We start from the raw sequence: 13,521 nt of genomic DNA on the forward strand, positions 1-13,521 counted from the left end.
CGGCGCGCACAGCAGGAACACCGTCGACGGCGGCGGTTCCTCGACCACCTTGAGCAGCGCGTTCGCCGCGCCCTCGGTCAACCGGTCGGCATCCTCGATGAGCACGACCTGCCAGCGCCCGGTTCCCGGCCGCCGCGATGCGATCTGCACGATCGTGCGCATCTCGTCGACACCGATCGACAGCCCCTCGGGGACGATCCGCCGCACGTCGGCGTGGGTGCCGGCCATCGTCGTCGTGCAGGCCCGGCACTCCCCGCACCCAGGCACGCCGTCGGACGTGCACTGCAGTGCGGCGGCAAAGCACAGCGCCGCCACCGACCGGCCCGAACCCGGCGGGCCGGTGATCAGCCAAGCGTGTGTCATGGTTCCGATCGCCGCCCCGCTGTGAGCCGCCTCACCACGCGCCGCGCGCGCCGCGGCCACCAACTCGGCCTCAACGGCCCGCTGACCCACCAGACGCGAGAAAACACCGCCCATCGGAGATAACAGTAATGCTGCGAACCGACACGTCCGTCTCACAGCACCCGTACCCGTCGCCGATGCCCGATACGGTTGACGCGTGGCCATGGAAGAACGACCGATCGGGCGAATCAGCGCATTCGTCCGGTGGGCCGCGCGCACCCCGTGGCCGGTGTTCACGCTGGGCATGGTGCAGGCCGACATCATCGGCGCCCTGCTGGTCCTGAGCTTCCTGCGATTCGGCCTGCCCCCCGAGGACCGCATCCAGCTGCAGGATCTGCCCGCCTTCAACCTGGCGGTCTTCCTCGGTTTCCTGTTCGTCTCCTTCACCGTCGCCGCGTACTGGAGCCTGCGGCTGCTGATCCCTGTCATGCGCTGGCAGCGCCGCGACATGCTGCTCGGCGACCGGGACCCGGCCGACACCGAGGTGGCACGCACCCGCGCGCTGAAGATGCCGTTCTACCGGTCGGTGATCAACGTCGCGAACTGGTTCCTGGGCTCGGTGGTGTTCATCGTCGCGAGCTGGCCGGTGGCCAGTAAGTCGGCGCCGGTGGTCGCGGTCGCCACGGGGCTGGGTGCCACCGCGACGGCGATCATCGGCTACCTGCAGTCCGAACGCGTGCTGCGCCCCGTCGCGGTGGCCGCCCTGCGCGGCGGCGTCCCGGAGAACTTCCGCGCCCCCGGCGTGATCGCGCGTCAGGTGATGACGTGGGTGCTGTCCACCGCGGTCCCGATCATCGCGATCGTGCTGGCGGTCGTGGCCAGCAAGTTCGAGATCCTCACCGCGCCCGCCGACCGGCTGACCACCCCGATCCTGATCCTGTCGATCTCCGCTCTGGTGGTCGGGTTGGCGGGCACCGTGCTGGTGGCGATGTCGATCGCCGACCCGCTGCGCCAGCTGCGCTGGGCGCTCGGCGAGGTGCAACGCGGCAACTACAACGCCCACATGCAGATCTACGACGCCAGCGAGCTGGGCCTGCTTCAGGCCGGGTTCAACGACATGGTCCGCGACCTGGCCGAACGGCAGCGGTTGCGCGACCTGTTCGGCCGGTACGTCGGCGAGGACGTCGCCCGGCGCGCGCTCGAGCGCGGGACCGAGCTCGGCGGGCAGGAACGTGACGTGGCGGTGCTGTTCGTCGACCTGGTGGGTTCGACGCAGCTGGCGGCGACCATCCCCGCCGCCGATGTCGTCAACCTGCTCAACGATTTCTTCCGCGTGGTGGTCGACACGGTCAACCGGCACGGCGGCTTCGTCAACAAGTTCCAGGGCGACGCGGCGCTGGCCATCTTCGGCGCCCCGATCGAGCATCCCGACGCCTGCGGCGCCGCCCTTGCGGCCTCGCGCGAGCTGCACGATGAGCTCATCGAGGTGCTGGGCCAGACGGAGTTCGGGATCGGTGTGTCGGCGGGCCGGGCCATCGCCGGGCACATCGGCGCGCAGGCCCGCTTCGAGTACACGGTCATCGGTGACCCCGTCAACGAAGCGGCGCGGCTGACCGAGTTGGCCAAGCTCGAGGAGGGGCACGTGCTCGCCTCGGCGATCGCGGTCAGCGGAGCTCTCGACGCCGAGGCGCTGTGCTGGGATGTCGGCGAGATCGTCGAACTGCGGGGCCGTGTCGCCCCGACGCAGTTGGCCAGGCCGCTGAACCTGGCATCGACCGACCGCACCGAGCGGAACGATACTGACACCGAGGTCGAGCAAAACGCCGAACGTGAAGTGGTGTCCGAGGATTCGCGCTGATCCCGAGCACACCCGCGCTTTTGCGGGCTAGCTCTTCTTGGCGGCCTTCTTCGCGGCGGCCTTCTTGGTGGTCTTTTTCGCGCTCGCCTTCTTCGTCCGCTTCACCGGACCGCGCGCACGGCGGTCGGCGAGCAGTTCGGCTGCGCGTTCGTCGGTGATCGACAGGACGTCGTCACCCTTGCGCAGGCTGGCGTTGGTCTCACCATCGGTGACGTAGGGGCCGAACCGGCCGTCCTTGATCACCATCTGCTTGCCGGTCGCCGGATCCTCGCCAAGCTCACGCAGCGGCGGAGCCGCGGCCCGTTGACCGCCGCGGCGTTTGGGCTCGGCGTAGATCTTCAAAGCCTCATCGAGCGTGATGTCGAACATCTGCTCTTCGGTGGCCAACGACCGAGAATCCGTGCCGCGCTTGAGATATGGGCCGTAGCGGCCGTTCTGCGCGGTGATCTCCTCGCCGGTGTTCGGGTCGACACCGACGACCCGCGGGAGCGACAACAACCGCAGCGCATCCTCGAGAGTCACCGTCTCCAGGTCCATCGACCGCAACAACGAACCGGTCCGCGGCTTCGGGCCCGTCGGCTTCTTGCCCTTCTTCGCCGTCGACCCGGCATCGCCGTCGTCGGGCGGTTCCGGAAGAACCTCGGTGACGTACGGCCCGTAACGGCCGTCCTTCGCGACGATCTCGTGCCCGGTCGCCGGGTCGACACCCAGCGACCGACCCTCTTGCGGTGTGGCGAAAAGCTTTTCGGCGAGCTCGAGGGTCAGCTCGTCGGGCGTCAGCTCGTCCTTGAGGTTGGCCCGCTGCGGCTTGAGCTCGCCGTCATCGCCGGCGACCATCCGCTCCAGGTAGGCACCGTTCTTACCCACCCGGACGTAGATCGGGCGGGCCTGGTCGTCGTCGAAAAGCCTGATGGAGTTGACTTCTCGGGCGTCGATCTCCTCGAGGTTCACCCCGACCAGCTTCTTGAGCCCACCCGCGCGCGCGATCGAATCCTCGACACCGTGGTCGCCGCCGAAGTAGAAGTTGTTGAGCCAGTTGGTCCGTCGCTCGTTGCCCGCGGCGATCTCGTCGAGCTCGTCTTCCATCGCGGCGGTGAAGCCGTAGTCGACGAGGCGGCTGAAATGCTGTTCGAGCAACCCGATCACGGCGAACGCCACCCACGACGGCACCAGCGCGCTGCCGCGCTTCACCACGTAACCGCGATCCTGGATCGTCTTGATGATCGACGAGTACGTCGACGGCCTGCCGATCCCGAGGTCCTCGAGCGCCTTGATCAGCGACGCCTCGGTGTAGCGGGCGGGCGGCGAGGTGTTGTGCCCGTCGGCGGTGAGTTCCTTGGCGTCGACGCGCTGGCCCTGCTGCAGGTTCGGAAGCCGGCTCTCGGCGTCGTCGGCCTCGCCGCCGGCCTGCTCGTCGATGCTCTCGACGTAGGCCTTCAGGAAGCCTGCGAAGGTGATCGTGCGGCCGCTGGCGTTGAACACGACCTGCTCGCCCGAACTCGCCGCTCCGGAGATCCGCAGCGACAGCGTCGTGCCGCGCGCATCGGCCATCTGCGAGGCCACGGTGCGCTGCCAGATCAGCTCGTAGAGCCGGAACTCGTCGGTGTCGAGCGCTCCGTGCAGCTGACCCGGGGTCTGGAAGACGTCACCGGCGGGGCGGATGGCCTCGTGCGCCTCCTGGGCGTTCTTGACCTTGCGCGTGTACTGCCGGGGCGTCGGATGCAGGTACTCCTCGCCATAAAGCTGGCGGGCCTGGTTGCGGGCGGCGTCAATGGCCGACTGCGACAGCGTGGTCGAGTCGGTACGCATATAGGTGATGTAGCCGTTCTCGTAGAGCCGCTGAGCGATGCTCATCGTGCGCTCCGAGGAGAACCGCAGCTTGCGACCCGCCTCCTGCTGCAGCGTCGACGTCATGAACGGCGCGTACGGCCTGCGGGTGTAGGGCTTCTGCTCGACCGAGCTGACCGCCAGCTGCGCGCCGCGCAGACCGCCTGCCAACGCCGTTGCGGCGGACTGGTCGAGAACCAGCACCTCGTCGGGCTTTTTGACCTGGCCCAGCGAGTCGAAGTCGCGTCCGGTCGCCACGCGGCGGCCGTCGACCATGTTCAGCTTGGCGGTGAAAGTCGGTGGCGATGCCTGCGGATCGGAGACGCTGGCGTCCAGTTCGGCGGTGACGTCCCAGTAGCCCGCACTGCGGAACGCCATCCGTTCGCGTTCGCGCTGCACGATGATCCGCGTCGCGACCGACTGCACCCGGCCGGCCGACAGCTTCGGCGCGACCTTCTTCCACAGCACCGGGCTGACCTCATAGCCGTACAGCCGGTCCAGGATGCGGCGGGTCTCCTGCGCGTCGACCAGGTCGTTGTCCAGGTCGCGGGGGTCCTCGGCGGCGGCCCGGATGGCCGGTTCGGTGATCTCGTGGAACACCATCCGCTTGACCGGGACGCGCGGTTTGAGCGTCTCGAGCAGATGCCAGGCGATGGCCTCGCCCTCGCGGTCGCCGTCTGTGGCCAGATACAGCTCGTCGACGTCCCTGAGCAGGTCTTTCAGCTCGGCGACGGTGCTCTTCTTCTCGGGGCTGATGATGTAGAGCGGCTCGAAGTTGTGGTCGACGTCCACCCCGAGGCGGGCCCAGGGCTCGGATTTGTACTTCGCGGGCACGTCGGCGGCGTTGCGCGGCAGGTCGCGGATGTGTCCACGGGACGACTCGACGATGTAGTTGGAGCCGAGGTAGCCCGCTATTTTGCGCGCCTTGGTCGGCGACTCGACAATGACGAGCCGCCGGACGCTTCCGTTACGGCCGCTCCCGCGGTCCCCGTCAGCCACCTTTTACTTACGCTCCACTTCTTCGGTCGCCCACAGCGCAGAATTCCGTACTCGACGGCGCTTCGACCCTGTCGGCAACTGACAATTTCGCACCCCGCGCGAGCCGACGCAAACTGACCCCCCTCGCAACGGCCGTCAGACCCGCGGCCATTCTCCGAACGCCTCCACACTCCCTGGAGGTTCCCCCACGTTCTCTACCAGGCGCGATAGCCGTCGTCTACCGCTGATCCTCAGCGCCGGGCGCGACCCGCGGGTCCCGATCAGCGTCGGCGCGATTCCCACCCGCATCATCGCCGACGCCAGCGCCGAATGCGTGTCGGGCGCGTGCGGGTCCAGGCCGAGCAGGTAGCGGTCGGCCTCCGGCGTGCCCGCGGCCAGTGTCCAGGCACGCAGCTCACGCGGACCCGGCAGCCAGTTGGGCGGAACGGTCTTGACTGCGCCTCGGGTCCACTCCGAGGCGATGCCGACCAGCCGGGGGTCGACCGCGGTGCGCACCAGCGGGGTGTTCTCGTCGGTGCGGGCGATCTCGGGCTGCAGACCGGCCTCGACGATCATCTCGGCGAGCGCCTCGGCCCGCCACTGCCGCTCGACGACGACCGACAGCCGCGCACCCTGCTCACCGCCCGAGCCCACCAGAACCACTTGGCCCGGCCCGGCGAGCAGCCCGGTGAGGTCGGCGACCGCGGGGGGCACCGACTCCGCCGAGAAGAACGACAGCTGGCTCACGATTCGACAGTAAGCCAGTCACCGGCGTCTGCCGCGGCGGCCGTGCCGTAGCGCGCCGGAATAGCGAACACCCCGCGGCTGCCGAATCTCGACGCTCGCGGGGTGTTGCCTTTCGATCGTGTTGGTCGCTCTAGACGGCCCGAACACCGGTGGCCTGGGGCCCCTTGGGGCTCTGGCCAACCTCGAACTCGACCTTCTGGTTCTCCTCCAGGGTGCGGAAGCCGCTGCCCTGAATCTCCGTGTAGTGGACAAAAACGTCGGCGGAGCCGTCCTCCGGGGCGATGAAGCCGAAGCCCTTCTCCGCGTTGAACCACTTCACAGTTCCCTGTGGCATTTCCTGTTGTTTCCTTCTCTTATTCACCGGGTGCGGTCCACCGTGTTTCGGTACACCGGGCCCGTTCCGACCGCTCTCCTTCGTGGAAGCTCGGAACTCAACCCGACCTACAACCCTCGCAGGAACCGCGATCGCAACGACGATCCTGCGAGTGCTAATACACGAACACAGAAGCTGCGACCGCGATAAGTCAATCACGTTCGTGGCTGCGGCGACAGTCTCGGCGTTTCAAATCGGCAACAATTCACCTAAACAGGAGTCTCGAGGAGGAACGATCGATGGCTGATTTCGGCCGCGAGCTGCTCGCGTGCGCGGTCGAAGGCACGGTCGGCGCCGGCCCGAACCCGCTGCGCCACGTGGCGGATATTCCGCCGCGCACGGGACGTCCGATGAAGTGGCCGCACTGGGCCGACCCAGATGTGGTGCGGGCGTTTGTTGATCGGGGTATCGAGGCTCCGTGGTCGCATCAGGTCGCCGCAGCCGAGCTCGCACACGACGGACGCCATGTCGTGCTGTGCACCGGCACCGCGTCGGGCAAGTCGCTCGCCTACCAGTTGCCGATATTGACAGACCTGAAGGCAAATTCGCGGGCCCGGGTGCTCTATCTGTCGCCGACCAAGGCGCTCGGCCACGACCAGCTGCGCGCCGCGGTGACGCTCACCGAGGCCGTGGGGTTGACCGATGTCGCGCCGTGCGCCTACGACGGCGACAGCCACAGCGACGTGCGACGGTTCGCGCGGGAGCGGTCGCGATGGATTTTCTCCAACCCCGACATGATCCATCTGTCGCTGTTGCGCAACCACGCCCGATGGGCGGTGTTCCTGCGCAACCTGCGCTACATCGTCGTCGACGAATGCCATTACTACCGCGGGATTTTTGGCTCGAACGTGGCGATGGTGCTGCGCCGGCTGCTGCGCTTGTGTGCGCGATATTCGCCGAACGGCGACGTGCCGACCGTGATATTCGCCAGCGCCACGACCGCATCGCCGGCCCAGACCGCTTCCGAGTTGATCGGGCAGACAGTCGAAGAGGTGACCGAGGACGGTTCACCGCAGGGCGCGCGCACCGTGGCGTTGTGGGAACCTCCGCTGCTCGACGACCTGGTGGGTGAAAACGGGGCGCCGGTAAGGCGTTCGGCGGGAGCCGAGGCCGCCAGCGTGATGGCCGACCTGGTCGCCGAGGGCGCGCGGATGCTCACCTTCGTGCGGTCACGACGCGGCGCCGAACTCACCGCGTTGGGCGCGCGGGCCCGATTGGGCGAACTCGCACCGGATCTCGCCGACCGGGTCGCGTCGTATCGCGCCGGCTATCTTTCCGAGGATCGCCGGGCGCTCGAACGCGCGCTGGCCGACGGTGAGCTGCGGGGGTTGGCGACGACCAACGCGTTGGAGCTCGGCGTCGACATCGCCGGGCTGGACGCCGTTGTTCTCGCCGGGTTCCCGGGCACCGTGACCTCGTTCTGGCAACAGGCGGGCCGGTCAGGGCGCCGCGGGCAGGGGGCGCTGATCGTGTTGATCGCCCGCGACGATCCGCTCGACACCTATCTGGTGCACCATCCGTCCGCACTGCTGGACAAGCCCATCGAACGCGTGGTCATCGATCCGACCAACCCGTATGTGCTTGGGCCGCAACTGCTCTGCGCCGCCGCCGAACTGCCGCTCACCGACGCCGAGGTGCGGTTGTGGAACGCCGAGGAGGTGGCCGCGGCTCTCGTGGACGACGGACTATTGCGGCGACGGGCCAACGGTTACTTCCCCACTCCGGGCATGGACCCGCATCCGGCCGTCGACATCCGGGGGTCGTCGGGCGGCCAGATCGCGATCCTGGAGGCGGGCACGGGACGTATGCTCGGCAGCACTGGCGCGGGGCAGGCGCCGGCTTCGATCCACCCGGGCGCGGTGTATCTGCATCAGGGCGAGACCTACGTCGTCGACTCGCTCGACTTCGAGGACGGCGTGGCCTTCGTGCACGCCGACGACCCGGGTTACACCACATCGGCGCGGGAGATCACCGACATCTCGGTCAGCGGTGCCGGCGAGCGAAAGACGTTCGGCGCGGTCACTGTTGGCCTCGTGCCGGTGTCGGTCACCAATACCGTGATCGGATATCTGCGGCGTCAACTGACGGGCGAGGTGATCGACTTCGTCGAGCTGGAGATGCCCACCCGCACGCTGGAGACGATGGCCGTGATGTGCACGATCACGCCAGAGGCGTTAGAGCACAACGGAATCGATTTGCTTCACGTGCCCGGCGCGCTTCATGCCGCAGAACATGCCGCTATCGGCCTCCTGCCGTTGGTCGCCAGTTGCGACCGCGGCGACATCGGCGGGGTCTCGACTGCGGTGGGACCCGTGCAGGGATTGCCGACGATCTTCGTCTACGACGGCTATCCGGGGGGTGCGGGTTTCGCCGACCGCGGCTACCACCGGCTGACCACGTGGTGGGCCGCGACGGCCGATGCGATCGAGGCATGCGAATGCCCTGCGGGCTGCCCGTCGTGCGTGCAGTCACCCAAGTGCGGCAACGGCAACGACCCGCTGGACAAGGAAGGCGCGGTGCGCGTGTTGCGGCTGGTCCTCGGCGAAATTGCCGATCACTCGCTGTGAGTCGGGGACATGGGCGATCGACCCCTCGACGATCGCCTCACGGATTTCCGGGAACCGGCCCGGTGCAGCGAAAGCTACCGCCTCGGTGAAGGCCGTCGCAACCGCTTACGAGAGCGCCACGAATCGTGTTCACCCGCGCCGGTAAAGTGGCCCCATGAGCCACGACTGGCTGCTCGTGGAGACGCTGGGCAGCGAGCCCGCCGTGGTCGCGCAGGGTCGTCGCACTCAGGACCTGGTTCCGATCAGTGCTTTCCTGAGGCGTAATCCGCACCTGATGGCGGTTCAAACCGCGATCGGCGAAACGGTGCGCGCACGGCAGGGCTTGAGCAGCATCACGCCGAAGAACGACCGTGTCATTCGCACCGAGGTCGTGCAAATGACCGACGGTCGGATCCACGGCGTACACGTATGGATCGGCCCGCCCGACATGGAACCACCGGAGCGGCCCGTGCCCGGTCCGCTGGTCTGGGACCTCAACACCGGCATCGCCACGGCCACGCCGGAATCATTGGTCAACAGTGGCTGGGACTCACCCCCGGAACCGACGCTGAACCGCACATTCGCCGACGATTTGCCGATGCGCGAACTCAACCCGAGCGAAGCCAGGGTCTTGACCATGGCGATCAAACGCGAACCGGGCGCGACGTTCTGCAGCACCTGGAACGTCACCGACCATCACGGCGAACCGATCAGTGTCGGCTTCGTCACGCGGACGGTGGCCGAATCCGACGAGGACGACGGCCCGGATCGATTGTTGTGCCGAGCGATGAACTGGCGCAGCGAGCGTGAAGAGGCGGCGCCGCAACAGGACCGCCTCGCCCAGCGAATCCTCAACGGCTTGGCGCAGCCGGGTGTGCACCGCGCGCTGGTGGACCCCAACAACTGGACCTTGCTGAAGTGGCTCGACGATCCCGCTCCGTTCTTCGACTGGCGGGTGAGCCTGGCCGGTGAGCACGCGGTGCATCCCGACGACCGCGCCGAGATGGAGCGGATGGCAACGGAATTCACCACCGGTATCGCCTCTGGTGTGCTGAGGATGACCGGTGTCGACCACGAGTGGGCACCGGTGCATGTCACCGTGAATCGCGTCGAACTCGACGACGACGTGTACGCCGCGTTGGCGACGCTGCGCCGACCCAATGCCACCGAGATCGCCGATTTGCAAGGACGCGAGACCTAGGTTCCGGCGGGCCCGGCGCGGGCCAGCGCACGCGCGGTGCCCACACCGAATCGGCCCAGCGTCACCGGAACCTGCACTGCGACAACGATATCGAGGTCGTCTGCATCGCACTGCGCCATCTCGGTCCGCATGGCTTCGGCCACGGCGGCGGCCCATGTGCAAGCCTCTCCGGTTCCCGACGCGAACCGGTGCGCAGCGGCCAACGCCGCCAAATCCGCCGCCGCCTGGGCGCGGTGCCGGGCCGTCACCGCCACTCCGAGGTAAGCCGCGCAGGCGGCGGTCGTCACCACCACGGCGATCATCGCGGCGGCGATCAGGCTCGCCGAACCTCGATCAGCGCGAACCCGGTTCCACAGCCGCCACCGCTCGCGCCTCGACGGCGAGTCCGGGCAGCAGCGCCGAACGTGCACTGACGGTGGAGACGACGAACCGACCGTCGCGACGGATGTCGACGGTGGCTCCATCGGGCGCGAGACCACGGGCAGTGTCGCGACCGTCGTCGCCCCGGGCGGCGAGGCGCGCGGCCTCGCGCGCGGCGTCGACACATCGGATGTGCATCGACACCGCCGTGAGTCCGGCCACGCACAGCACGAGGACGCTGACCAGCGCGGCCACCGCGAACGCCGCCTCGACGGTGGCGCCACCACGCTCACCGACTAGACGTTTGTCTTCAGCGCGCGGGTGATGATGTTGGTCAACGCGCTGACGATCGAGTCGCCGGTGACGACCGTGTACAGGATCGCGCCCAACGCGGCGGCTGCGATCGTGCCGATCGCATACTCTACTGTCGACATCCCGTCGTCTGCGACGACCAGCAGCGTCAGTCGCGCCTGAAGCGCACGGATCTTGTTGTCCACCCTCATTTTTCCTCCCCACTCGCTGCCCTTCATAGGATTCCGGACCGCAACACGTCTCCGGCCAGGCCGGCGATGACCGGGACGATGCCCAGACAGAAGAACGCCGGTAGGTAGCACACCCCCAGCGGACCGGCGATCAACACCGACGCCCGCTCGGCCGCGGCCCGCGCCGCATCCGCCGCATCGTCGCGCGACCGGGTCGCCAGCGCGGTGACCCCCTGCGCCAGAGCCGTTCCCGAGGCCGCCGATCGTCGCGCCAACCGCAGCAGCGCGTCGACGCTGCGGTCGCCATCGGGTGCATTCGCCCACGCGGTCGACGGGTCGGCACCCAGCGCTAGGAGGTCTGCGGCACGGGCCAGTACCCGCGCCACCCGCGGCGGTGCCGAGGGAACCGCCGCCGCGGCGGCGCCGGCCACCGCCATCCCCGAATGCAGGCAGGCGGCGAGCACGTCGAGCGCGGACGCGAATGCGAGTGGATCATCGGGCCTGACGCTGCGCGGTGCGTCGATAGCGGGGTCGCGGACGGCTCGGAGCCGGGCGTTGGGGTCGGTGCCGCCAAGGAGCACGGCCATCCCGAGAAGCGTTGCGGCGAGCGTCATTCGAGCACCCCGCTGGTGATGCGGTCCGACCACGCCAACCCCGAACACGTCAGCGCCACACCGATGACCAACAACCACTGGCCGGTCGAGAACAGGAAGCGCAGCGGTTGCGCTCCGATCAGCTCGCCCAAGCCGACGCCGAGCAGTGGAAGCACGGCGAGCACGGTCGCGGTGGTGCGAGCGCCGGCCATCCCGGCGTTCACCTGTGCCGAGAACCGCTCCCGCGCGACGATGTCGCGTTGGGCCGTGTGCACGAGCGTCGCGATGGCGAGGCCGTGGGATTGCGCCAGCTCCCAACAGACCGCGAGTCGTCGCCAGTACGCGGGCAGCGCCGACCGCGCCGCCACACTCCGCAGCCCGGCCGCGACGTCTGCTCCCATTCGCGCCCTGGCCGCCACTGTCCGAAGTGACGCCGCCGCAGTTCCATCGGTCTCCGCTGCTGCGGTGTCGAACGCGGTCACCGGGTGAGCGCCGATGCGCAACTCTCCGACCAGGACTTCGAGCGCGCCTTCCAGCGCGGCCGCCTCCGCGGCCCGGTCGCGCTTCCGGCGATGGCGCCGCGTGCGCACCGCGACGGTGCCGGCGGCCATCGCGGCTGCGACGACGACGCCGAGCGGGGCGACAATTGTCAGCGCGGCGAGGGCTCCGATCAGCCACAGCGCGAGCGGTATCCGAAAGGCACGCCGGTGTCGGCGGGGCTCCGGCACCCACCGCCGACGCGGCCCGGGTGCCGTCAGAAGCGCCAACGCGAGGGCCAGCGCCGCGACGCTCACGAGCCGCCCCGCTCGCGGATGAGAGCGTTCAACCGCGGGGCTCCCGGGCCGGAGCCGGATCCGAGGCGCCACGCCGTCGCGGCGCCGACCCGGCCATCGGTACCCGCCGTCAACACCGCGATCTCGCTGAGCCGCCGCGCGCCCAGCCGATCACGGTCGACGTGGATGACCACCTGCACCGCGGCCGCCAGCTGACTGTGCAACGCGGCCCGGTCGAGGCCGCCGAGCGCCGCCAGGGCCTCGAGACGGGCGGGCACCTCGGTGGGACTGTTGGCGTGTACAGTTCCGGCGCCACCGTCGTGACCGGTGTTGAGCGCTCCGAGCAGATCGACCACCTCGGCGCCGCGGACCTCGCCGACGATGATGCGGTCGGGCCTCATCCGCAGCGCCTGCCTGACCAGGTCGCGCACGCTCACCTCACCCGCGCCCTCGACGTTGGCGCAGCGAGCGACCAGCTTCACCAGGTGCGGATGCCGCGGAGCGAGTTCGGGGGCGTCCTCGACGCAGACGATGCGTTCGGCGGCGGGAACCGCGCCGAGCAACGCGGCCAACAACGTCGTCTTGCCCGCGCCGGTACCGCCCGAGACAAGAAACGCCAGCCGGGCGTGGACGATGCCGTCGAGCAGGGACGCGGCGGCCGGCTCGATCGCACCCGCGGCCGACAGCGACGCCAGGTCCTGGGTGGCCGGACGCAGCACCCGCAGCGACAGACACGTGCCCGCGGAAGCGATCGGTGGCAGGACCGCGTGCAGGCGCACCGTGAACTGTCCGGTCCCGAGCCCGGTCAACTGTCCGTCGACCCACGGCTGCGCCTCGTCGAGGCGACGCCCCGCGGCCAGTGCGAGCCGCTGGGCGAGCCGTCGTACGGAGTTCTCATCGGGGAAGCGGATCCCAGTGCGGCGCAACCCGTTCCCGTCGTCCACCCATACCGCGTCCGGCGCGGTGACCAGGACGTCCGTCGTGTCGTGAGCGCACAGCAATGGTTCGAGCACCCCCGCGCCGGTCAGCTCCGTCTCCAGAAGTCGCAGCCCGCTGAGCACTTCACTGTCACCGAGCACACCGCCCGATTCCGCGCGAATCGCTGCCGCCACCACCGTCGGCCGCAGCGGCGCGGCCTCCGCGGCGAGCCGCTCGCGTACCCGGTCGATCAACGAGTCGCTCATGGGGCGACCGCGGGGTGCTGATGCAGGATCGCCAACACCTTGCGTGCGGCGCGGCCGAGCGGTGACCGTCGGCCGGCACGCAGGCCGCCGCGCTCGAGGGTGGCGGCCATACCCGGTTGTGGCCGCATCCTCGCCAGCAGCGGCAAGCCGACGATCTCGGCGACCTCCGTCGACCTCAGCCCGCCCGGCGCCGGGCCTCGCACCACCACACCCGCGTTGGGATTCAGCGTGGAGACCCACCGCGCCACGACGTCGGC

General features: G+C 69.1%; 13 protein-coding genes and 1 pseudogene. 3 read left to right on the plus strand and 11 right to left on the minus strand.

What is annotated here, in order from left to right; genetic code table 11:
- On the minus strand, window positions 1–477 hold a 477-nt coding region (locus tag A5698_RS12820), incomplete at its 3' end, for a DNA polymerase III delta subunit-related protein (RefSeq protein WP_502688915.1).
- An 88-nt stretch (window positions 478–565) separates the two neighbouring features.
- Here A5698_RS12820 and A5698_RS12825 point away from each other — a divergent pair.
- The gene (locus tag A5698_RS12825) at window positions 566–2,200 is read left to right on the plus strand and encodes an adenylate/guanylate cyclase domain-containing protein (protein WP_156670733.1); all 1,635 of its coding nucleotides are present in this window, start codon (window positions 566–568) and stop codon (window positions 2,198–2,200) included.
- A gap of 27 nt (window positions 2,201–2,227) precedes the next feature.
- Here A5698_RS12825 and topA read toward each other — a convergent pair whose 3' ends face one another.
- From topA to A5698_RS12840, 3 genes are all read right to left on the minus strand, one after another.
- The gene (gene topA / locus A5698_RS12830) at window positions 2,228–5,026 is read right to left on the minus strand and encodes a type I DNA topoisomerase (RefSeq protein ID WP_068297152.1); all 2,799 of its coding nucleotides are present in this window, start codon (window positions 5,024–5,026) and stop codon (window positions 2,228–2,230) included.
- A gap of 135 nt (window positions 5,027–5,161) precedes the next feature.
- Window positions 5,162–5,752 (minus strand): hypothetical protein, encoded by a 591-nt coding sequence (locus tag A5698_RS12835; protein WP_068297157.1) that lies wholly within the window; start codon window positions 5,750–5,752, stop codon window positions 5,162–5,164.
- A 130-nt stretch (window positions 5,753–5,882) separates the two neighbouring features.
- Window positions 5,883–6,086, minus strand: coding sequence for a cold-shock protein (locus A5698_RS12840; RefSeq protein WP_006243848.1), 204 nt, complete (start codon window positions 6,084–6,086; stop codon window positions 5,883–5,885).
- A gap of 278 nt (window positions 6,087–6,364) precedes the next feature.
- On the opposite strand from A5698_RS12840, the gene A5698_RS12845 reads away from it, so the two are divergent.
- Together A5698_RS12845 and A5698_RS12850 are read left to right on the plus strand one after the other, a co-directional pair.
- Window positions 6,365–8,692 (plus strand): DEAD/DEAH box helicase, encoded by a 2,328-nt coding sequence (locus tag A5698_RS12845; RefSeq protein ID WP_068297159.1) that lies wholly within the window; start codon window positions 6,365–6,367, stop codon window positions 8,690–8,692.
- Window positions 8,693–8,846: 154 nt separating this feature from the next.
- Window positions 8,847–9,872, plus strand: a complete 1,026-nt coding sequence (locus tag A5698_RS12850; protein ID WP_068297161.1) for a PAS domain-containing protein — start codon at window positions 8,847–8,849, stop codon at window positions 9,870–9,872.
- Here A5698_RS12850 and A5698_RS12855 read toward each other — a convergent pair.
- From A5698_RS12855 to A5698_RS28980, 7 genes and pseudogenes are all read right to left on the minus strand, one after another.
- Window positions 9,869–10,228, minus strand: a complete 360-nt coding sequence (locus tag A5698_RS12855; protein ID WP_286144492.1) for an Rv3654c family TadE-like protein — start codon at window positions 10,226–10,228, stop codon at window positions 9,869–9,871. The genes A5698_RS12850 and A5698_RS12855 overlap by 4 nt on opposite strands.
- Window positions 10,206–10,487 (minus strand): TadE family type IV pilus minor pilin, encoded by a 282-nt coding sequence (locus A5698_RS29435; RefSeq protein ID WP_068297164.1) that lies wholly within the window; start codon window positions 10,485–10,487, stop codon window positions 10,206–10,208. The genes A5698_RS12855 and A5698_RS29435 overlap by 23 nt, the downstream gene beginning before the upstream one ends.
- Window positions 10,488–10,528: 41 nt before the next feature.
- Window positions 10,529–10,735: a DUF4244 domain-containing protein gene (locus A5698_RS12865; RefSeq protein ID WP_068297166.1), complete on the minus strand. Its 207-nt coding sequence runs from the start codon at window positions 10,733–10,735 to the stop codon at window positions 10,529–10,531.
- A 23-nt stretch (window positions 10,736–10,758) separates the two neighbouring features.
- A complete protein-coding gene (locus A5698_RS12870) occupies window positions 10,759–11,328 on the minus strand; it encodes a type II secretion system F family protein (protein WP_068297169.1) in 570 nt (189 codons plus the stop codon).
- Window positions 11,325–12,101, minus strand: coding sequence for a type II secretion system F family protein (locus A5698_RS12875; protein ID WP_068297172.1), 777 nt, complete (start codon window positions 12,099–12,101; stop codon window positions 11,325–11,327). Before A5698_RS12875 ends, A5698_RS12870 begins: the two co-directional genes overlap by 4 nt.
- Window positions 12,098–13,264, minus strand: a complete 1,167-nt coding sequence (locus tag A5698_RS12880) for a TadA family conjugal transfer-associated ATPase (protein WP_068297175.1) — start codon at window positions 13,262–13,264, stop codon at window positions 12,098–12,100. The genes A5698_RS12875 and A5698_RS12880 overlap by 4 nt, the downstream gene beginning before the upstream one ends.
- Window positions 13,261–13,521 (minus strand): annotated as a pseudogene (locus A5698_RS28980) (septum site-determining protein Ssd); the annotation flags it as partial. The gene A5698_RS12880 and the pseudogene A5698_RS28980, both read right to left, overlap by 4 nt.

This window comes from Mycobacterium sp. E136 (genome assembly GCF_001666865.1).
In the GTDB taxonomy this organism is placed as follows: Bacteria; Actinomycetota; Actinomycetes; order Mycobacteriales; family Mycobacteriaceae; genus Mycobacterium.

Coding starts and splice junctions, on each gene's coding strand:
- A5698_RS12825 (WP_156670733.1), top strand. CDS start 566: ATGGAAGAACGACCGATCGGGCGAATCAGCGCATTCGTCCGGTGGGCC.
- A5698_RS12840 (WP_006243848.1), bottom strand. CDS start 6,086: ATGCCACAGGGAACTGTGAAGTGGTTCAACGCGGAGAAGGGCTTCGGC.
- A5698_RS12845 (WP_068297159.1), top strand. CDS start 6,365: ATGGCTGATTTCGGCCGCGAGCTGCTCGCGTGCGCGGTCGAAGGCACG.
- A5698_RS12850 (WP_068297161.1), top strand. CDS start 8,847: ATGAGCCACGACTGGCTGCTCGTGGAGACGCTGGGCAGCGAGCCCGCC.
- A5698_RS12865 (WP_068297166.1), bottom strand. CDS start 10,735: ATGAGGGTGGACAACAAGATCCGTGCGCTTCAGGCGCGACTGACGCTG.
- A5698_RS12870 (WP_068297169.1), bottom strand. CDS start 11,328: ATGACGCTCGCCGCAACGCTTCTCGGGATGGCCGTGCTCCTTGGCGGC.
- A5698_RS12880 (WP_068297175.1), bottom strand. CDS start 13,264: ATGAGCGACTCGTTGATCGACCGGGTACGCGAGCGGCTCGCCGCGGAG.